The organism is Longimonas halophila (genome assembly GCF_002554705.1).
Lineage (GTDB): Bacteria > Bacteroidota > Rhodothermia > Rhodothermales > Salinibacteraceae > Longimonas > Longimonas halophila.
Window position 1 is genome coordinate 220,489 of record NZ_PDEP01000005.1, and the last position, 19,035, is coordinate 239,523.

A 19,035-nucleotide genomic window follows, 5' to 3' on the forward strand; every position below is an offset into this window, starting at 1 on the left:
CCGCCCATCGTGGGCAGTACGCCGACGTGCACAACTGGCGGCTTCGGGCTGTGGGGGCTCGAAGCCGCTGCCTCCAGGTTTTTTTGTAATGGAGCGCGCCTCCGTTTATATGCGGTCGAGCGCTTGCTCCAGGTCGGAACGCAGGTCGGTAATGTCTTCAATACCGACCGAGAGGCGAATCAGCGAATCCGTAAGTCCAATCTTGGCACGTTCCTCCGGGGGAATGGACGCGTGTGTCATTGAGGCCGGATGCTCAATCAGGCTCTCGACACCGCCGAGGCTCTCTGCGAGCAAGAACACATCGGTGTTGGAAAGCACCGTTTTCGCGGCTTCGATGCGGTCGTCGGTGAGCGAGAAGGCGATCATCCCGCCAAAGTCACTCATCTGCTCCGCTGCAATGTCGTGGCCGGGATGCGATTCCAGTCCCGGGTAGCGGACGCGCCCGACCTTGGGGTGCTCATCGAGAAAGAGCGCTAAGGCACGGGCATTGTCGCAATGACGATCCATGCGCACATGAAGCGTCTTCGTGCCACGTAGCGCCAGGAAGCAGTCCATGGGGCCCGGCGAGGCGCCTGCGCTCTTCACCTGAAAGCGCAGCTTCTCGGCCCAGTCGTCGCGGCTGGTGCACACCGCGCCCAAGATAATGTCCGAGTGTCCGCCCAGGTACTTCGTTGCCGAGTGCAGCACGAGGTCGGCGCCCAGGTCGAGCGGCTGCTGCAGGTACGGCGTGGCGAACGTGTTGTCGACAGCCACATCAATGTCATGCGCATTGGCCAGTTCGCACACCGCTCTAATGTCGATAATACGCATGAGCGGGTTTGTGGGCGTTTCGGCCCAGATCATAGCCGTGTCGTCGGTGATCGCGGCCTCGATCTGGTCGAGGTCAGTCATGTCCACAAACGAAAAGTTGATGCCAAACGGCTCAAACACCTTTGTAAAGAGACGAAAGCTGCCGCCGTACAGATCGTTGGTCGAGATGACATGATCGCCAGGGCGCAGTCCCTTCATAATGGCGTCGATGCCCGCTACGCCTGAGGCAAACGCGATGCCGTGTTCAGCGCCCTCAAGAGCAGCCAGGTTGCCCTCCAGCGCGGTACGGGTCGGGTTAGATACGCGCGAGTATTCGTATCCCTGATGCTCGCCTGGCGCGGACTGCGCGTAGGTCGACGACTGATAGATCGGGGTCATAACAGCGCCTGTGGACGGGTCGGGCTGCTGCCCAGCATGAATAGCATGGGTGCCAAACCCGCGATTCGACGAATCGGAAGCCATAAGATAAAACAAGGTTGATGGGTAGAGCGAGACAGCAAATCCCGGCGGTTGCTGTACAAGACGAACAGAGGCGTTGGGGGGCAGGGAGCGCAGACTGCATCTGCTGATGAACAAATAGTGCCGGGATACTCCACAACAAAAAGGCCCGAACCCCTTCAAGGTTCGGGCCTTGTGCCACAGACCAGTTACACAGCCTGTAAGAGTATTACATGAGGTAGGTCGTGTTACTGACCACCTGATCCGTTTTCTTCTTCAGATGACTCCATGCCGGGCGGCGTTTCGTCGATATCGTCGAAGCACGACTCCAGCTCTTCGGCGTCTTCAGTGCGCTCCACAAGCACGTACGAGCGGTACAGCTCACGGCAGACCGTGCTATAGTTTGGGCTGCTTGGTTCGAGCAGGTCGTAGGCCTGCTCAAAGGGCGGAATCGACTGCTCGATAAGCCCCTGACGCTCACCTGAGAGCGTTTCGAGACGTTCGCGCTCTTCTTCGGTTGCCTCGCGCTCTTCTTCGCGCAGACGCTCCTCGATTTCAGAGATTTCTTCGTCGAGGTTCGCAGCCTGGTTCACGTACGAGGCTCCAAGATTAAAGAACGCATCCCCATTTTCAGGATTAAGCTCGGTGGCGCGCTCTAACTGCGCGGCCGCTTCCTCGTACTGCTCGTCATTGAGCAAGAGGGAGCCATAATTATAACGGAAAATGGGGTTCTCTGGGTTGGCCTCGACCTGTTCGCTGTAAGCCGAAAGCGCCTCCTCGACATTGCCACTGGCGGTGTACGCATTCAAGCGCAGCTCCTGCAGCTCACGGTTGTCGGTGTAGAACCCGGTGGCTTCGTCAAGCAGCGTGATTGCGTCGTCATAGCGCTCATTCTGAACGTAAAGGCTGCCCAGAATCGAATATAGGTTTGCATCAACGGTATCAGGGCTCGTTTCGATGCCTTGCTCCAGCACCGGAATCACCTCTTCGCGCTCTCCGGCATTCAGCCGCGCATACGCTTCGTTAATGTAAGCTCCGCTGGAGTCGGGCTCCAAGAGGCGGGCGCTCGTAAAGAACGAAGCCGTTTCCTGAAAGAGCGCCTCCTCGCCCGCTTCCTGGGCTTCGTTGAACTTCTGCGCGCCCTGCTGCATCAGGTCAATGTATGCAAACTGCCGTTGGCCCTGAATCTCACTCTCCAGTTCCGGGTTGATTTCAATGGCCTGTTGTTGAGCCTCGGCTACCTGCTCGTACAAGCGAACGCGCTCTTCGGGATCGGATGCCTCAGTGGCCTGATCCTGATAGATGTCGGCACGCGTCAGGTACGCCTGCGCATTTTCAGGATTTGTTTCCAGAGCGCGCTCCACACTTTCCAGCGCGGCCTCATAGTTGCCATCCTCCAGCGCACTTTCTGCTTCGTTAATGTTGGGGTCGCCGGTGGCGCAGCCCGTAAGCACTGCTCCGGCCAAAAAGACCGCGCATAGCAGTGCATGAAACGAATATCGACGGGATACAATCATAATGGGGTTGGGAAACCGTGAGTAGAAATCCGGTGAACGTCACACATATCGCCATGCTACGTGTCGTCTTTCGTGACGTTCACGACGCCGTAAAGAACCATTGCAATTTAATACGTGCACCTAAGCAGTTGCAAGTACCCAATCGGGAGAGCTTCGTGAAGTATCCACTATACCCGATTACAGAGCGGGCGGTGCGCTTGCTTTTATAGGGATCCCCATGCTTTACTGCGGATAACGACAAGGGCGCGCTACGCGTACATACATCACGCGCTACAGAGCCCACTCGCATCTGCCGACTTGCTCTCTTACTGCTCATGAACGCTCCTCATACCGATGACACCCTCATTGCGCCGGGCCTGCGGGCCTTCCTGCAGCGCATTGTCGACTATGCAGGCATGTTTCCGCCTGCCGACCTGCCGCTGCACGAGGCCATGGAGAACTTCCTAAGCTATCGCACCGAGCCCGAGCGCTGGATGCTCAACCGCTTCGTCGTTCCCACCAAACGGCTCGACGAGCTACGGCCCTTCCGCCAGGCCATCGCCAGCAACCCGCCGGTGGGGCTGTCGGTTCTTGGCCAGGGCGGCGCTACCGTTGATGCGTTTTTGGAAGCGTTTACAGACGACCTCGACCGCATCGACACGTGCATCGAAGACCACAACAGCCACGTGCGCCCCGACGTGATGGAGGTGCGCCTGCCCACGGCGCTGCTCGACCCGTTTGAGGCCGAGCCCGTTGCGCGCTTTCTGGAGGCGGTCGATTCGACGCTCGCTCAGCATGGCCTTGCGCATCTCGACATCTTCTTTGAGGTGCCGCTGACCGATCAGACTGCATCCCAACTGCCGCAGATACTGCCTGCCTTCGCCTCCGCCAATGCCAACCAGCCGGTGCCGGAACAGAGCATCTTGGGGCTGAAAATCCGGTGCGGTGGGATGGAGCCGGAGCTTTTTCCGTCGACCGAACAGGTGGCGCGTGCTATCGTAGCGTGCCGCAACGCAGGCGTGCGTTTCAAAGCAACGGCGGGACTCCACCACCCGGCGCGCCATCACGACGAGCAGTACGAGGTGATGCGCCACGGCTTCTTCAACGTGTTTGGAGCGGCTGTGCTGGCTGCCGAGCACGACCTGGACGTGGATGGGGTCTCTGCGATTTTGCGCGAGGAGAATGCGGATACCTTTACCTTCACCCAAGAAGGCATGCAGTGGGGGCCGCTTAGCGCCTCGGTTGAAGATATTTCGCACAGCCGCGCTGCACTTGCGCACTCCTTTGGCAGCTGCAGCTTCGTAGAACCCGTTGAGGACCTGCGGGCGCTCAGTCTGATGTAGCGCTGTGCACTGTAGCATTCCCCCTCGTTTCATTGACTTCATTACACACCACCCTGCCTATGTCGTCTACACCCATTCCTGCCTCGGATGCGTCGTTCCTCGACGTACCCAGCGATCATCCATTTCCCATCCAAAACCTACCCTACGGCATATTTCGGCCCGATGCACAGGCTGAGCCGTGCGTTGGCGTGGCCATTGGCGACCACGTTGTGGACCTGGCGGCGCTGGCTGAAGCAGGCTTGTTCGACCACGATGCGCTGGACGCCGACAATCACCCGTTTCATGCGGATACGCTGAATCCATTCATGGCCCTGGGGCGTCCGGTGTGGCGCGCGGCGCGCTCAACCGTGCATCACCTGCTCAAATCCGACACCGCTACCCTCCGCGACGATGAATCGCTGCGCAGTCGCGTGCTGCATGCACAAGACGACGTGACTATGCTGCTTCCGGTAGAGGTCGGCGACTACACCGACTTCTACTCTTCACGCGAGCACGCCACCAACATCGGCACCATGTTTCGCGGGCCCGAGAATGCCCTCAAACCCAACTGGCTGCACCTGCCTGTGGGCTATCACGGACGCGCCAGTTCGGTCGTGGTAAGTGGCACGCCCATCCAGCGCCCCTGCGGACAGCGCAAGCCCGACGACGACGCGCCCCCGACCTACGGGCCGAGCCAGCTGCTCGACTTCGAGCTGGAGATGGGCTTCTTCGTGGGCACCGGCAACGCGCTGGGCACGCCGATTCAGGCGAAAGACGCCGAGTCTCATATCTTCGGGCTCTCGCTTGTCAACGACTGGAGCGCGCGCGACATCCAGAAGTGGGAATACGTACCGCTGGGTCCGTTTCTGGGTAAGAGCTTTGCCACGACCGTGTCGCCATGGGTCGTACCGATGGATGCGCTGGAGCCCTTCCGCACCGACGGCCCCGAGCAAGACCCGGAGCCGCTGCCCTACCTGCAGCCGAACGACCGCGCCAACTTCGATATTGAGCTCGAAGTGCAGCTACAAACCCCCGAGATGGATGCGCCGCACACCATCAGCCAGACCAACTTCAACTACATGTACTGGTCGATGCGGCAGCAGCTGGCGCATCATACCGTAAACGGATGCAACACGCGTCCGGGCGACCTAATGGCGTCAGGCACCATCAGTGGGCCCACCGAAGATAGCTACGGTAGCATGCTGGAGTTGGCTTGGCGCGGCACCAAGCCGATTCAGATGCCCGACGGCTCGGAGCGCTCCTTCCTGCAAGATGGCGATCGCGTCATCATGCGCGGCTGGGCGCAGGGCAACGGCTTCCGTATCGGACTCGGCACCACCGAGGGCGTGGTGCAGCCCGCGCAGCCGCTCGATGCATAAGACGCAACGCACGAAGCTGTCGCGCAGGTAAACGGCACCATCATAGCCTACACGAAAAGCGGGCTGCTCTACCGAGATGTGTTCTCGGCGAGCGGCCCGTAGTCGTTTTGGGGGCTTGTCCTTGTCACATGCCCCACCTCGTCGCATGGCTCTGCCTTGCGACGCACGCTATCCAGGGGCTCTGCCCCGTTTGTCATGTAGAAGTACTGCTGTCGGGCGTAGCAAGGACGCATTTGCGTCTCCAGTGACGCTACGACAGATATACACATCACTACGGTACGTCTGTTTGCTACAGCGGAAGGCGAACCCCCACATCCAGCTGAACGCGCCCAAAGTCGTCGGCATCAGGCAGCAGGGTAGTGAAGGTGGGCTCGGCATAGATCTGCGCGCCCGGAAATCGAATTAGCGCGAGGCCGCCGCCTATCTGAGGGCCCCAGCGGGGTCTACTTTCGGAAATCGGACGCGTGCTGGTGCCGTACGGCGGAGCATCGTTGATGAGGAGCATTTCCCCCGATTGGTTGGCGTGGTGCATCGCAACGCCTGCGATCCCATAGATTCGAAAAGCCGACGTTTCATACACATCAAACTGCGCGCGCAGTGTGCCCGTAACAACGCGTCGGGTAAATGCAGACTGCGTGAACCCCCCTTGTGTGCGGTGGTCGGTGGCACGAAATAGGCCGCCGGTAAGTCCAACAGAGAGCGACTCCCCTACACGCATCTCGGCACGAGCGCTCACGCCATAGGTCTGGTAGGTGCCTGTCTGGGGAGCGCTGACCGTGGAAAGCAGCGCCGGGCCCGCGCCCAGCGTGAAGCGAGATGACGCGTCATTGGACTGCGCCTGTGCAGCGGGGGTTTGTGGGCCCATGCACAGAAAGAGGGTCAGGACGAGCAGTGCGGGTAAGCGAACGTTTGATAGATCGGACATGAGTACAAGAAGAGTCGATAGCAAGGTATCGTACGAGAGTGATGTAACGGCATGAGAACGGTGCGCCGTCACTCCATATACCAAGTATATCGAACCTTCACGGAAGGTGCAAGTCCACCAACTGGCCCGAGTCGCAACAAAAAAAAGCCTGCCTGCCGCGGTGTCATCTACATGTTGTCAGACTGTTGACACACGTTGTCAGACGGCATTATCATCTTGTCAGGGGAGACTAAAAAGCTGTCAGATCAGGTCGCAGAGCCTGTCGTGTTGGCAGCCAAACGTACGGTAGAAGCGTCTTGTGACGGGTTGGTACAGGGGTTGCATAAGTGGGTAAATGCAGAGTTGAAGGCGAAGTGCTCTGCATCCCTTGCAACATATACATCACAGACAGAGACAACCGAACGAGGTGATTCGTATGACGAATATTACCCGCACGCCCAACCGCAGCCTGCGCACGCTCCAAGACGAAATCGATCAGGTGTTCAACCGCCTGTTCCCCACAAGCGACGAAAACAGTCGCACCGAGAGCACCACGCGCATGTGGGCACCGCGCACCGACATGGTCGAAACGCCCGACAACTACGAAATCCGCCTCGACCTGCCGGGCCTGTCGAAAGACGATCTGAAGATCAACATGCAGGAGCGGCAGCTCACGGTCAGCGGCGAGCGTCGCCACGAAGCCCGCAACGAAGGCGACGAGTACGTGCGCGTGGAGCGCGCCTTCGGCCACTTCCACCGCTCCTTCACGCTGCCGCAGTCGATTCAGGAAGACAACATTGAAGCGTCGTACCAAGATGGCGTCCTGACGATTACGGTACCGAAGGCCGAAGAAAGCAAGCCGCGTCAGATTGCGATCCAATAACCGGATCTCAGCGCGCACACATCACCTGGTTCTGGAGGTAGACGGATTGCCTCGAATCCGTCTTTAGTGCCTCCACACGCGCTCCGGCGGCCTCACGGCGGCCGGAGCGCTTTTTTGTTTGGGGTATATAGCGGCCTTGCGTGGGGGCAGCTTTGTTGGGTTCAGAGGGAAGCGAAGGCCAGTGCGCTGCACCTCCGTGTCTACCGGACCCCCACAAGATACCACGCATACCAACGGCGGCATGAGCGCCAAGAGCCCATGCCCACTTGCTCATCCATCCCGATCCCCGTCATGTCGATTGCGTTCGACCGCCTTGTTCCCGCGTTAGAGAGCCAGCTCCGTAATGGGTTACCAGGGCCGGAGGCCCAGCAGACCATGGCTCCGCGCTACGATGCGGGCCACCGGCGTCCACCCACTGAATCCACCGAATGCACGAACGCAGGTGTGCTCGCCCTGCTCTACCCAAATGCCGACGGTGTGCCCGTGGTACTGCTCACCGTTCGGCGTAGCGATCTGCCGCATCACCCTGGGCAGATCTCCTTTCCCGGCGGGCGCTGCGAGCCGGGCGAGGTCCCGTGCGACACCGCGCTGCGTGAGGCGCACGAAGAAGTGGGACTGCCTCCCGAGTCATCTACCATACTGGGCTCGCTCACTTCGTTGTACATTCCGCCATCCGGGTTTTGCGTCCATCCGTTCGTAGCGGTATGCGCACAGGCGCCCACCTTTACCGCACAGGAAGCCGAAGTCGAAATGGTGCTGCCCGCATCGCTCCCGCATTTGCTTGATCCGGCTACGCGCACGGTAGAGCCGTGGACGCTCCACGGGCGCAGCATAGACGTGCCGTATTACGGGGTCGATGGGCACGCCGTGTGGGGCGCTACGGCGATGATGCTGGCTGAGCTCCTTCAGGTGGTGCGCCAGGCGTCGGGCGAGTTCAGCGGACGGGTGGCGTGAGCTATGCGCTGTCGGCGGAGTCGGAAGCAATAGGTGTGTGGCTGCGCTCGGCCACGGCGTGCTTCATGCGCTGGTAGATGGCCGAGAGCCCCTGCGTGCGCTGCGCGCCGAGCAAGTTGGCCAGGCCCAGATCGCGCAGTGGATAGTCGGTCGCAGCGGCAACGGCTTCGGGCGTAGCCCCGTCGAAGGCTTCGTGCAAGATGGATACGAAGGCACGTGCTGTGGGTGCGTTGCGGGGTACATCCGCGATGATGCGCACGGTGCCGTCACGTACCTCGGGACGCAGAAAGACCGGCGACTGGCACTCGTGCACCATGTTCAGCCCGGCCTCACGCAGTTCCTGGTATGCCTCGGGCAGTGGCGGTAGCTTGTCGGAGTACTCTAACAGCAGCTCCAACCGGCCATCGCGACCGACCATTTGGAAGCCTGCGGCAATATCTTCAAACGAAGCCATAATCAAGACAGAACAGGGGCGAGATCACGAAGGGGATCCGGGTGGGACTACTGAGCGGGCGTGGCTGCTTCGGCGTCTCCCTTTTCAATGGGCATACCAACAAGGTTGCCCCACTCGGTCCACGAGCCGTCGTAGTTTTTGACCTGGTCAAAGCCCAGCAGGTACTTGAGCACGAACCAGGTGTGACTGGAGCGCTCGCCGATACGGCAGTATGCAATGGTAGGATCGTTGGGGCTGAGGCCCTCGCGCTGCTGATACAAGTCTTCAAGCTCCTCGCGCGGTTTGAACGTGCCATCGTCGTCATTCACCGCGTTCGACCAGGGTACGTTGCGGGCGCCGGGAATGTGTCCGCCACGCATGGAGCTTTCTTCGGGCAGGCCCGGAAGATGCGTAATCTCACCGCGAAACTCCTCAGGCGAGCGCACATCGACCATGGGGCCGTCTTGTTGCTGATGCGCCAGGACCTCGCCCCGGAACGCACGGATGGAGAGGTCGGGGGCCTCAGGCACCGGGTACGACACGGTGGGCAGGTCGGGCGCGTCGGTCGTGAGGGGCCGGTCTTCGGCGGCCCACTTTTTGCGTCCGCCGTCCATCACGCGGAGCGACTCGTGCCCGTAGAGACGGAAGACCCAGAAGGCGTAGCAGGCCCACCAGTTGTTTTTGTCGCCGTAGAACACGACGGTCGTGTCGGGGCCAATGCCTTTCGTTTCGCAGAGCTCCGCAAAGGCGGCCTCGTCAATAAAGTCGCGCTGCACCGGGTCTTGCAGTTCGGTGTGCCAGTCGACTTTTACCGCGCCGGGAATGTGTCCCGTATCGTAGAGCAGCACGTCTTCGTTGGCTTCGACGAGGCGCACGTCGTCATCATTGAGATGGTCAGCAACCCAGTCGGTATCAACCAGGACGTCAGGGTGAGCATACGTGCTCATGGCAGGTAGGCAGCTTGGGGAAAGGAGGCGTACAGGTGCGGTAGGTAAGACCCTTGATGCGGGGTCGTGTTCGCTGCGACAGGCCGCACCGCGTACGTATTGCGGCTTGTTTACACGCACGAAAACGAGGGCACGACACACGCAGGTATTTTCCGTCTTTCGGGCACGGGAGTGGTCTACAGATAGCTTTTTAGATACGCGACGACGGCATCCACATCGGGCAGCCGGTACTGGGCGACGGTGTCGCCGGAGCCGACTTTAATGGTGCAAGCGCCTTCGATGTCGGCGAGTGCCTCGAAGGCGTCTTCGTCGGTCACATCGTCGCCGATGTAGATAGGAACGCGGTCGGGATGGTCGGCGGCAATGTCGCGGACGGCGCGGCCTTTGGTGTGCTCGCGGTGGCGCAGCTCTACGACCTTTTTGCCCCAGATGGCCTCCAGGAATTCGGGAGCCGTATCGACCCAGGCTTGTAGGCGGCGCTGGGCATCTTCAGGGTTTTGGGCCTGGCGATAGTGCACCGCAAAGGTGGGCGGCTTCGACTCCAGATGCAGCCCTTCGACGGAGGGGACTTTGCTCTGCATCTGCGAGAGCGCCGCCAGGGTATCTTCGTTGAAGGCGGGCGGATCGGCGTCTTTTGTGGAGCCGCGTTGTGCGCCGTGTAGCCCAATGGCGGGGGCGTTGGCCGGGAAGAGCCGTCCCAGACTGCGCAGGTCGCGGCCCGTTACGATCCACAGCGGAAAGCGATCGCGTAGCTTCTGCACCACACCAGGCACTTCAGGATGCGGGTACGCGGCGTCGGGATCGTCAACGATGGGAGCGAGCGTGCCGTCGTAATCCAGGAAAAAGAGCGGGTTGTCAACGCGTGGCGGAGTGTCCATAGCAGGCAGGCAAGACAAGTGGAGAGCGGACAAGAATGGTGGTGGGGCGGTGGCAGGAGTATCCCACGCCCTTACACAGCGTAGAGCGCAGCTACGCATGCAGCGCATCCAGAAAGCCGCGAGCCCAGCGCTGCACATCGAGACCTTCGACGGTGGACTTGAGCGCGTTGAGGCGGGTGGTGCGCTCGTCGGGGTTCATTTCAAGCGCGGTGCGAATGGAGGCGGCCAGTCCATCTCTGTCATAGGGATTCACCTGGATCGCCTCCGGCAAGAGGTAGGCCGCACCAGTAAGCTCGCTCAAGATGAGCACGCCGTTCTGGTTGGCCGTGATGAATTCCTGCGTCACCACATTCATGCCATCGCGGAGGGGCGTGATAAGCGCGACGTCGGCAGCGCGGTAGAAGGCGCACAGTTCAAACTGCGTGTACGTACGGTACCGGTAGTTGACGGGCACCCAATTATCGCGCGCAAACTGCCCGTTGATGCGACCTACAACCTCATCCACCTCGCGCTTGAGCTGCTGGTAGGTGTCGACCTTTGTACGGCTGGGCGTGGCAATCTGGTAGAAGCTGACGGTGCCATGGTAGGCCGGGTTGTTCTCCAAGAAGCGCTCAAAAGCCTCCAGCCGCGAGAGTACGCCTTTGGTGTAGTCGAGCCGGTCGATGCCAATGACAATGTGTTCAGTGCCCAGGCGCTTGCGCAACTGCTTGGCTTTGGTGCGCACCTCGTCGGAGTCGGCCATCTGCTTAAACCGATCAACCTCGATTCCGATAGGGTGCGCCTCGACGCGTGTAGTGTGGCCGTTGTAATGGACGGTCTGCCCGTCAATGTCGGCGCCCAGTAGCACGCGGGCGCTCTCCAAAAAATTGTCGACGTACTCCTGCACATGCACGCCTACCAGATCGCAGGCCAGCATGCCGCGCAAGAGCTCGCGAGCCCACGGCAGGATGCGGAAGACCTCCATGGCCGGCCACGGGATGTGCCAGAAGTGCCCAAGCGTGACATCGGGACGGGCTTCGCGAATCCACTTTGGGGCGAGCATCAGGTGGTAGTCCTGGAGCCAGATCTGCTCATCGCTGCGGTCAACCTCGTCGAGCACAGCCTCTGCAAAGCGCCGGTTCACGGAGCGGTAGGTCTCCATGAAGCTCGGGTTGGGCTCAAAGTGCTGAATCATGTAGTGCGATACGGGCCACAGTACGCGGTTGGCCATGCCGTAGTAGTAGCCGTCGAGCTCATCCTGGCTCAGCGGTACTCGGCGTACAGTAAAGTCGGGGTCGTCGGCGGGGAAGGGTTGGCGCTCGGGCAGGGCGGGGTCTTCGCCCATGCCAATCCAGGCTCCACCGCGCTGGCGGAGCACCGGAAGCAGGGCGGTGGTGAGTCCGCCGACAGAGGGGACCCAGTCGCCGTCGTCGGACTGGCGGATGGGAACGCGGTTGGCAACGACAGTGAGGCTCACGGGTGGGCGTGCGTCAGGTCAAAAGGACGGAGAGACGGCGACGGCCGCTTTATGCGGTCTGTTCGCCGGGGGTATCGTGCATCCGCTCGTAGTGCATGCGATGCTTTACGGCATCCCCAAATAAACACAATCCAGCATTAAGTACAATGAGGCTGCCCGTTCCGGCTACGATCCAGGCCCAGGAGGGCGTGTCGGGGTTGGCTTTTTTGAGCGTGGCATGGCCCAGCATGCTGGCACCGGTGCCCACAGCGAGCAGCCCAAGCGGGGCCTGCCAGCGCCACTGCCGGTAATGCGTGTCGGCATCCATAATGATAGAAGACGCAATTGGGAAACAAGGCGAATGACATCTGGCCATACCCTGCAGTTGGGCGAGGCGTTCGTTTCAAGTGGAACGCATGTGTGAAGAGGTTGCGCCGGGCACGGTAAGCTGCATGGTAAGTCCTGCCGATACGGGCTGGTGCCATTCAGCCAAAAGGCTGTCTGCTGCAACAGCATAGCGGTTCATCTCACGGCGGATGGGGTATGTACGGCGCAGGTCAGCAAACGCCTTGGCGCGTTCTTCGGGCGGATGCGAAGCAAGGGCGCGCATGCGGCGGTCGTCGTCGGCAATCGTGTAGGCCTGCTGCGCGAGCGCATGCCAGGCTTCGGTACGGGGCCAGCGGGCACTGGGCGGGGCCAGGTGCCAGGTGTCGGGGGCATGTGCAGCTAAAACCTCGTTGGGCTGCCACGTAGCAGGACGATCCAGCACATCACAGAGCGCCTGGTACAGCATGTGCGTTCCCCGTACTTTGCCGTCGTAGGCGTAGCCTGCAATATGTGGAGTTGCAACGGCAGCGTCGCGAATCAAGTCTGGGGCCGGAGCAGGCTCGCCGGGCCACACGTCGAACAGGAGGGCGCTAATGGGCCCGTCGCGCAGTCCGTGCCGCACTGCATTGGCCTCAACCACAGCGCCACGCGAGGTGTTCACCAGCCAGGTGCCGGGCTGCATGGCGGCTACAACGTTTGTATCCAACAGATGACGTGTGGCATGGGGGCCGCCGGTGGTGAGGGGGACATGCAGCGAAATGATGTTTGCTTTCTGCAACAGCGTATCCAGTGACACAAACTGGTCGGCATGCTCAGGCTCGTTTTTGGCACGCGGCGGATCGTTGCGAAGCACGCGGCAGCCCAGCGCTTCGCAGCGGCGTGCCACCCGGCGTCCGGTGTTGCCGCATCCAACCACCCCTACCGTGCGCGTAGGCAGATCGGTGCCGGTGCGGGTGGCATGATGCAGCAGGGCCGTGAGTACGTAGTCGGCTACGCTGTCGGCATTTGAGCCGGGGGCATGGGCAAACGGAATGCCACGCTGGCTCAAGGCGGCCTGGTTCACATGGTCGGTACCAATGGTGGCCGACCCGACAAACTGAAGTGCATGGTTTTGGATGAGCGAAGCATTCACCTCGGTTACGCTGCGGACGAGCAGCACATCAGCAGCTTGTACATCCGATGCAGATATGGCGCGTCCAGGAGTTAAGGTTACGGTGCCCAGGGTACCAAACGCCTCATGCACATGAGGAATATTTTCGTCGGCCAGGATACGGAGGGAGGGCAAGTCCGGCATAGTACTGAAAGCGCTTTGAGTAAAAAGTACACATATTGTCAGATGAAAACTGATGCGTCACCACTTTCAAGATTGCGCCAACAGCGCATTAAAGCACCGCTAACTATCGAAAAACTTGATTCGTTAACTTTGAGTGAAGCAATTTAGGTCGTTCATTGACAAGAGCTTGGGCAAAACACGGAGTGGAAACCTTGCTCTGTAGGTCTTGTTGACCGCCTTGCCTTGTACGATGCGGTGCAAATACGTAAGCATTCGTTTCAAAATACCACAGCACGCATCTACTGCTTTTCCTGCAGTGGCAAGGCATTCGGATTCTGCCCACAGCAGCATTGTTGCATGAACACATATACAAAAATCGCCTCTACTGGACTTGCTTGTGCCTCTTTGGCCTTCATGGTAACGACCGGCACGCCCGATCTCTCGGCGCATGCGGCCTCGTTGACCGAGGATGCAGAAGCAGGAGGGGCGCCTCCAGAGACTGATGATGCATCGCACGAGCTGCTTGAAGCAGCGTATGGGGCCTCACCCAATGAGGTGCGTCCGGCCATTCAGAACCTACCTGAGGTCGACGATGCCACCCTCTGGCTGGCCCGTGCGGTCTACTCTGAAACCAAAAAGCCACACGAGCAAGAGCTTGTAGCGTGGGTCGTACGTAATCGCGTGGAAACGCAATACCGCGACCAGTCGACATATCGGGACGTGGTGCTTGACCCGAGCCAGTTTAGTGCGTTCAACTATGGATCGGGCAAACGCTCGTTCTACATGAACCTGCAGCCCGACACGCCGCTCGACAGCTGGCAGCAGGCCCTGCACGTGGCCTACTACGTACGCCATGCCGACAGCGCCTATCGTCCGTTTCATATCTCTACACGGCACTTCTTCAGTCAGATATCGATGCCGTATCATCAGTTTCCACACTGGGCGAATCAAAGCCACAAGGTCGACCCCCAGTGGGAAATTTCGCTGGATGAATGGCGTTTCCGATTCTACGCAAATCTGTCGTAGCCCGGCTAAGCCAGAGCATCATTAAGAATAACCTTTTTCAGGGCAGTCCAGGCGCTACGTGGCTACCAGCCAATAGTGTCGGGGCCGCCTTTGAAGGGACCTACCACGCGGCTCGTAATCCAACCGCCGTAGAACGATCCTGCTTGCGCATCGACCTGTTCGTCGTCAACATAGCAGGCGTCCATTTGATGGGCGTAGAATGCAACGTATCCCGCCATATCTTGAAAGCGCGGTGTGGGGCTTGGGTACGTCCAGGCAGCCTGCTGCGCACGCTCCGCATCCACAACCACATCGTAGTACTGAGCGCGGCCCTTAAACTCGCAGTGTGAGGTGCGCCCGGCGTGTTGCAGAACGCCTTCAGCAATGTCGTCAGGCGGACTATAGTATACGGGCGGATGACTCGTTTCGAGGACGCGGTAGGCCTGCGTCGTATCCACGATGGTAGTACCGTTGAATACCACGCGGATGCGTGCGTCGGTGCGTTCCAATCGGGGCGGGCGAGGGTAGTCCCACACCGATTCCTGGTTGGGACCGGGTTCGATTCTGTTAGGCATGAGCAGGGGGCGCAAGCAGCGTGTCGGCGAATGCGTTGATTTCGTCGTGCAGAGGACGGTCGGTTTTTAGGGGATCCATCGCTGGCCAGTGCGTGGGTGGTGTGGGCGCTGTGCCCTGGGCTTTGTCGGCGTGTTGCAGGTGCCGCAACTGAAGAGCAGCCAGTGCATGAATCGACAGAATGCGGGCCACGTGGGGCGTTTGCTCGTACGCGGTACGGGCTGCCAGCGTCCCCATGGAAACGACATCCTGGTTGCCGCCATTGGTAGGAATAGAAGACGTAGCCGTGGCCTGCGTACGCTGCCGAAGCTCGGCGACAAGCGCGGTAGCGGTGAGTTGCGCGCCAGCAAATCCGTGTGTTGCGCCGGGCGTCCACGCCAAGAGAGGCGGCGCGCCGCCGTTTTGGGCGGGGGTAAGCAGCAAGTCAAGCTGTCGCTCTATGAGCACTCCGATCTGTGTAAGTGCTGCACTGAGCGCATCGGAGGCAAACGCGACCTGCTGCCCTTGAAAGTTGCCGCCGTGGTACACACGAGGCGGATTGTTGAACAGCAAGGGGTTGTCGGAGGCGCCGTTGAGTTCCGTTTCAATCAGGCGCGTCGCGTAGTCGATCTGCTCGCGGCAGGCCCCGAGCACTTGTGGGGCACAGCGCAGCGAGTAGATCTCTTGCAAAGGGCGTTCGTCGAGGGGCGTGTAGGCGTCTCCTGACTGCGCAGCAGAGCGAATGTTGGCAGCGCTCTGTATCTGCCCGCTGTGCCCTCGGGCTTCGTGCAAATCGGGCGCAAGCGGATCGAGAGAGGCGCCCAGCAGGCGAAAGACCCATCCGGTATGAGCCTCGGCGTAGGCACAGAGGCGCTGGGCTCGCGCGCAGGCCAGCGCGGCATATGCTGTCATAAACGAAGTGCCATTTACGAGGCCGAGCGCATCGCGCGCGTCGAGTTCGATCGGGTCAAGGTCGGCCTCCGCCAGGGCCTTGGAGGCGTCGATGCGAGAGCCATCCTCACGCAAGCAGTGGCCTTTGCCCATCAGGGCGCGCGCTACAAACGCAAGCGGCGTGAGGTCGCCACTGGCGCCAACCGACCCGATGGTGGGAACAGCGGGCGTGAGGTTGGCATCCAGCGCGGACTGGAGCGCATGGACTGTGGCCATTCGAATCCCTGAATGGCCTTGAGCCAGGGCATGCAGGCGTAGCATCATAAGAGCGCGCACTATGGCGCGAGGCGCGTAAGAGCCGGTTCCTGCAGCAAGATGGTTCACAAGGCTCTGTGCGCGTGCTCCGGGGGAGGCTGCCCCCTCGTGGCGTACCAGCGGTCCAAAGCCGGTGGTGATGCCATAGAGGGGCGTGCCGTTGTCTTGCAGCGCCTCCAGCGTATCGCGGGCGGATGCGCAGGCGTCTTTAGCTGCGGACGTGAGTACGACCGACCAGTCCGGGGTTGTGGCAAACTGCTCGACGACAGGAGCGGTAAGCGTAACGGTAGGGCCCAGTGCAAGTGGCGAGCGGGGCGAGGCGGTCATGAGGTAACAGAAGACGAATGGGACGAGACAAGGTCAGCAAGGCGTTGCCGAAGCGCCACGCGATCTACAGCGCCCTTTGGAGTCTGAGGCCAGTCAGAGGGCGCCAGAAAGAGCACTGTATCCAGCCGTCTGCGGAGCGTACCCAGGTGCGGCCGTATTGCCTCGTTCGTGGGGCGCTGCGTGTGGGGGGCATCCCCCCAGCAAAAGGCAACGGCAAGGCGGGTGCCGTCGGGGCTCCACACAAAGGCGTCGTGCACATCGTCGATGGCCTCTTTGATGCGGGCCTCGATGGGGCCGGCATGAACCATCCGGCCATTAGTTAGCTTGAACGCGCTGTCGGTTCGGCCTTGGAAGTAAAGGCCGTCGTTGCGTCGTTCGGCACAGTCGCCCGTGGCCGCCCAGCGCTCAGGATCCAACCGATGCAAGCCGTCCTCGGTCCACTGCCCGATGCAGGCATTTTGCCCTTGAAAGAGCAACTCGCCGTCGTCGCTGATGCGTACGGTACAGCCCAGCGGACGGCCCAGGTAGTTGGGGGCCCACACGCCCGGATCGCCCAGCGCAATGCCCGGGCTGGCCTCGGTCTGGCCGTAGCCGACTCGTAGTGCAGTCTGCGAGAGCGCATCGGCAAGGGGGGCGCTGATAGGGGCTCCACCTACAATACCTCCAGCGAGCTGGGTGAGAAAGGACTGTCCGCTGTCGTGGTTGAGCAGGCGCCGAATGGTTAGCGGAACGGCCGAAAGATGAGTGGCCCCCCATGCGTCGCGCAGTTCCAAGAGGGACGCAGCCGAGCGTCCGCCTTCGGGGTCACGAATAATTTCGGCACCAGAGAGCAGAGCGGGAAGAAGATCGAGCACCAGCCCAAACGCATGCGACCACGGCAAGACCGAGAGCACGCGGCTGTGTTTGAGCTTGAAGTAGGGCAGGTGGCTGGCCAGTACCGAGAGCACGTTGGTATCGGAGAGGGCGTACCAGTGGGCGTTTGCCGTGGTACCAGAGGTGCGGAGTAAGAAGCGGACCTCGGGGGTGCAGGGGGTGGTTGCGGAGCGGAGCGTCTCAGGAGGGGCGAGCGGTCCTGCACATCCATCGGGCACCCATGCGTGCGGGGTATCGGCGTCTGGATGGATAAAGGCACGCGCATCCAACTGATGTACCAGCTCGGGCGAGGCCGAAGGTGGAGCCAGCACAATGGTGAGGCGCTGCCAGAGCGCGGCCACGAGCACCTGCACGAATGCAGCAGACGGGGGCATTGCGATAACGATTCGGTCGCCCGCCTGCAGGTTGGCACTGCGAAAAGCCTGCACCCAGAGCCGCGACCCGGTCCATACAGAGGCAGCTGGTGTAATAGCGTTGTCGTCAATGAAAGCAGGTACGGCCTGATCGCGCAGGCGATCGTACAGGAGGTCGTGCCAGGCGTTTGGTACTCCGTTGCTGGCGTCGTGTAGTGCCGCGCGGCACGCGTGCTCAATCCGGGGGGCACGCGCCGTGCGAGGGGCGTCAGAGCAGTTGCCCGAAGAGGACGGAGAAGAACGGGGGCAGCACGACATCACAAAGAGGGCGAAGCGATGGGTAAGCACAAGAACAGAGCATGCAGGTATGGCATGTGTACGTGCCATACGGCAACGTGCGTTCGACGAAAAGAAGCGGTTTGCTTCAATGTTACAGTAGTTTCGCAGGGCGCACAGCGCCCCTGTGCGTCGCAAAGGCGATAACGACGTACATGGGAAAGGTGGAAGAGCGCCAATGGATTCCGCGCAGTGGGCGTACAGGAGCTGCTTCGCACAAGGAGGCGGCACCGTGCGAGGACTCCGTGCCACCTCCCTGACGTTACCCTAAAACTTCTGGACCATGATCCAGTTGGCGCCGCGCGAATCGCGGTAGAGATGAATAGTGACGAGCGTAGGACGCATGCGGTACGTATATGTATACGTGAACGTCTCGTCGAGATTGTCTTTGCGGAGGCCTTTCTTAAAGCGCCCCCGAAACAGGCGGTTATTGGTGCACGGGGCTATTTCGGTAAAGAAGTTCTTGCCGACGGCCTCCTCGGGAGCTACGCCGCTGAGCTCCGACTCGTACTGGTTGAAGAAGAGAATCTGCCCGTCATCGTCGATTTTGATGATGCCGAAGTCTGCGCGGTTCAGGTCGTTGGGGGCCGCTTTGCCGAGTTTGGGGTCGAGGTCGTCGCCCTGAAACGTGAGGTCAACGCGCTCGCTTGACGGAGCGTCTTTGTCGGAGGCCTCGGGGGGAGCAGGAGCCTCTTCGGGGGACGAAGACGCCGCGTGCGTATCTGCAGAGGACGCAGAGGTGGAGGCCTCGTCGTGGGCCTCCCCATTGAGCGAGGTCGCCTGCTCATCGGCATCTAAGGGGCTGGATTCGTCAGGAGAAGAAGCCATGCGCATACTGCGGATACGTGTAGAGGGTAAACGTGCTGTAACGGTACGCTAAGACGATACAGACTGGAGTCGCAAA

Annotated in this window: 18 protein-coding genes; 5 read left to right on the forward strand and 13 right to left on the reverse strand. The window is 60.7% G+C overall.

Going from position 1 to position 19,035, the window contains the following annotated elements; translation table 11 throughout:
* Positions 1-105: 105 nt before the first annotated feature.
* Both CRI93_RS07185 and CRI93_RS07190 read right to left on the reverse strand, forming a co-directional pair.
* On the reverse strand, positions 106-1,272 hold the full coding sequence (locus CRI93_RS07185) for a cystathionine gamma-synthase (protein ID WP_098061947.1): 1,167 nt from the start codon (positions 1,270-1,272) through the stop codon (positions 106-108).
* 224 nt (positions 1,273-1,496) lie between these two features.
* On the reverse strand, positions 1,497-2,765 hold the full coding sequence (locus CRI93_RS07190; protein WP_098061948.1) for a tetratricopeptide repeat protein: 1,269 nt from the start codon (positions 2,763-2,765) through the stop codon (positions 1,497-1,499).
* A gap of 314 nt (positions 2,766-3,079) precedes the next feature.
* Here CRI93_RS07190 and CRI93_RS07195 point away from each other — a divergent pair, with 314 nt between their 5' ends.
* Positions 3,080-4,087, forward strand: a complete 1,008-nt coding sequence (locus tag CRI93_RS07195) for a hypothetical protein (RefSeq protein ID WP_098061949.1) — start codon at positions 3,080-3,082, stop codon at positions 4,085-4,087.
* A 32-nt stretch (positions 4,088-4,119) separates the two neighbouring features.
* Positions 4,120-5,445 (forward strand): fumarylacetoacetase, encoded by a 1,326-nt coding sequence (gene fahA / locus CRI93_RS07200; protein WP_425436967.1) that lies wholly within the window; start codon positions 4,120-4,122, stop codon positions 5,443-5,445.
* A gap of 289 nt (positions 5,446-5,734) precedes the next feature.
* Here the strand turns inward: fahA and CRI93_RS07205 are convergent, their stop codons facing one another.
* A complete protein-coding gene (locus CRI93_RS07205) occupies positions 5,735-6,310 on the reverse strand; it encodes an outer membrane beta-barrel protein (RefSeq protein ID WP_176521757.1) in 576 nt (191 codons plus the stop codon).
* A 475-nt stretch (positions 6,311-6,785) separates the two neighbouring features.
* Between CRI93_RS07205 and CRI93_RS07210 the strand changes: the two genes are divergently transcribed.
* Together CRI93_RS07210 and CRI93_RS07215 are read left to right on the forward strand one after the other, a co-directional pair.
* Complete coding sequence (locus CRI93_RS07210) at positions 6,786-7,232, forward strand: Hsp20/alpha crystallin family protein (protein WP_098061952.1); 447 nt, start codon at positions 6,786-6,788, stop codon at positions 7,230-7,232.
* Positions 7,233-7,523: 291 nt separating this feature from the next.
* Complete coding sequence (locus CRI93_RS07215; protein WP_098061953.1) at positions 7,524-8,186, forward strand: NUDIX hydrolase; 663 nt, start codon at positions 7,524-7,526, stop codon at positions 8,184-8,186.
* Between the two features lies 1 nt (position 8,187).
* Here the strand turns inward: CRI93_RS07215 and CRI93_RS07220 are convergent, their stop codons facing one another.
* From CRI93_RS07220 to CRI93_RS07245, 6 genes are all read right to left on the reverse strand, one after another.
* Positions 8,188-8,640, reverse strand: coding sequence for a SufE family protein (locus CRI93_RS07220; protein ID WP_098061954.1), 453 nt, complete (start codon positions 8,638-8,640; stop codon positions 8,188-8,190).
* A 47-nt stretch (positions 8,641-8,687) separates the two neighbouring features.
* Complete coding sequence (locus CRI93_RS07225) at positions 8,688-9,566, reverse strand: sulfurtransferase (protein ID WP_098061955.1); 879 nt, start codon at positions 9,564-9,566, stop codon at positions 8,688-8,690.
* Between the two features lie 176 nt (positions 9,567-9,742).
* The gene (gene otsB / locus CRI93_RS07230) at positions 9,743-10,444 is read right to left on the reverse strand and encodes a trehalose-phosphatase (RefSeq protein WP_098061956.1); all 702 of its coding nucleotides are present in this window, start codon (positions 10,442-10,444) and stop codon (positions 9,743-9,745) included.
* Positions 10,445-10,535: 91 nt separating this feature from the next.
* Positions 10,536-11,900 (reverse strand): alpha,alpha-trehalose-phosphate synthase (UDP-forming), encoded by a 1,365-nt coding sequence (locus CRI93_RS07235; RefSeq protein WP_098061957.1) that lies wholly within the window; start codon positions 11,898-11,900, stop codon positions 10,536-10,538.
* A gap of 49 nt (positions 11,901-11,949) precedes the next feature.
* On the reverse strand, positions 11,950-12,207 hold the full coding sequence (locus CRI93_RS07240) for a hypothetical protein (RefSeq protein ID WP_098061958.1): 258 nt from the start codon (positions 12,205-12,207) through the stop codon (positions 11,950-11,952).
* A gap of 75 nt (positions 12,208-12,282) precedes the next feature.
* Entirely contained in the window at positions 12,283-13,500 is a 1,218-nt protein-coding gene (locus CRI93_RS07245; protein WP_245850385.1) for a 4-phosphoerythronate dehydrogenase, read from the reverse strand.
* Between the two features lie 336 nt (positions 13,501-13,836).
* Between CRI93_RS07245 and CRI93_RS07250 the strand changes: the two genes are divergently transcribed.
* Positions 13,837-14,505, forward strand: coding sequence for a cell wall hydrolase (locus CRI93_RS07250; protein WP_098061959.1), 669 nt, complete (start codon positions 13,837-13,839; stop codon positions 14,503-14,505).
* Between the two features lie 62 nt (positions 14,506-14,567).
* Here CRI93_RS07250 and CRI93_RS07255 read toward each other — a convergent pair whose 3' ends face one another.
* From CRI93_RS07255 to CRI93_RS07270, 4 genes are all read right to left on the reverse strand, one after another.
* On the reverse strand, positions 14,568-15,059 hold the full coding sequence (locus CRI93_RS07255; RefSeq protein WP_098061960.1) for a DUF427 domain-containing protein: 492 nt from the start codon (positions 15,057-15,059) through the stop codon (positions 14,568-14,570).
* Complete coding sequence (locus CRI93_RS07260; protein WP_098061961.1) at positions 15,052-16,569, reverse strand: HAL/PAL/TAL family ammonia-lyase; 1,518 nt, start codon at positions 16,567-16,569, stop codon at positions 15,052-15,054. Before CRI93_RS07260 ends, CRI93_RS07255 begins: the two co-directional genes overlap by 8 nt.
* Positions 16,566-18,143 carry a class I adenylate-forming enzyme family protein gene (locus tag CRI93_RS07265; protein WP_176521758.1) on the reverse strand — a complete coding sequence of 526 codons (1,578 nt, stop codon included), beginning with the start codon at positions 18,141-18,143 and terminating at the stop codon, positions 16,566-16,568. Before CRI93_RS07265 ends, CRI93_RS07260 begins: the two co-directional genes overlap by 4 nt.
* A gap of 255 nt (positions 18,144-18,398) precedes the next feature.
* The gene (locus CRI93_RS07270) at positions 18,399-18,959 is read right to left on the reverse strand and encodes a PAS domain-containing protein (RefSeq protein ID WP_098061976.1); all 561 of its coding nucleotides are present in this window, start codon (positions 18,957-18,959) and stop codon (positions 18,399-18,401) included.
* Between the last annotated feature and the right edge of the window lie 76 nt (positions 18,960-19,035).

Excerpts from the sequence above, each read along its gene's own strand:
- CRI93_RS07185 (WP_098061947.1), bottom strand. The coding sequence starts at position 1,272 with ATGGCTTCCGATTCGTCGAATCGCGGGTTTGGCACCCATGCTATTCAT.
- CRI93_RS07190 (WP_098061948.1), bottom strand. The coding sequence starts at position 2,765 with ATGATTGTATCCCGTCGATATTCGTTTCATGCACTGCTATGCGCGGTC.
- CRI93_RS07195 (WP_098061949.1), top strand. The coding sequence starts at position 3,080 with ATGAACGCTCCTCATACCGATGACACCCTCATTGCGCCGGGCCTGCGG.
- CRI93_RS07205 (WP_176521757.1), bottom strand. The coding sequence starts at position 6,310 with ATGGGCCCACAAACCCCCGCTGCACAGGCGCAGTCCAATGACGCGTCA.
- CRI93_RS07210 (WP_098061952.1), top strand. The coding sequence starts at position 6,786 with ATGACGAATATTACCCGCACGCCCAACCGCAGCCTGCGCACGCTCCAA.
- CRI93_RS07215 (WP_098061953.1), top strand. The coding sequence starts at position 7,524 with ATGTCGATTGCGTTCGACCGCCTTGTTCCCGCGTTAGAGAGCCAGCTC.
- CRI93_RS07220 (WP_098061954.1), bottom strand. The coding sequence starts at position 8,640 with ATGGCTTCGTTTGAAGATATTGCCGCAGGCTTCCAAATGGTCGGTCGC.
- CRI93_RS07225 (WP_098061955.1), bottom strand. The coding sequence starts at position 9,566 with ATGAGCACGTATGCTCACCCTGACGTCCTGGTTGATACCGACTGGGTT.
- otsB (WP_098061956.1), bottom strand. The coding sequence starts at position 10,444 with ATGGACACTCCGCCACGCGTTGACAACCCGCTCTTTTTCCTGGATTAC.
- CRI93_RS07240 (WP_098061958.1), bottom strand. The coding sequence starts at position 12,207 with ATGGATGCCGACACGCATTACCGGCAGTGGCGCTGGCAGGCCCCGCTT.
- CRI93_RS07245 (WP_245850385.1), bottom strand. The coding sequence starts at position 13,500 with ATGCCGGACTTGCCCTCCCTCCGTATCCTGGCCGACGAAAATATTCCT.
- CRI93_RS07250 (WP_098061959.1), top strand. The coding sequence starts at position 13,837 with ATGAACACATATACAAAAATCGCCTCTACTGGACTTGCTTGTGCCTCT.
- CRI93_RS07255 (WP_098061960.1), bottom strand. The coding sequence starts at position 15,059 with ATGCCTAACAGAATCGAACCCGGTCCCAACCAGGAATCGGTGTGGGAC.
- CRI93_RS07260 (WP_098061961.1), bottom strand. The coding sequence starts at position 16,569 with ATGACCGCCTCGCCCCGCTCGCCACTTGCACTGGGCCCTACCGTTACG.
- CRI93_RS07270 (WP_098061976.1), bottom strand. The coding sequence starts at position 18,959 with ATGGCTTCTTCTCCTGACGAATCCAGCCCCTTAGATGCCGATGAGCAG.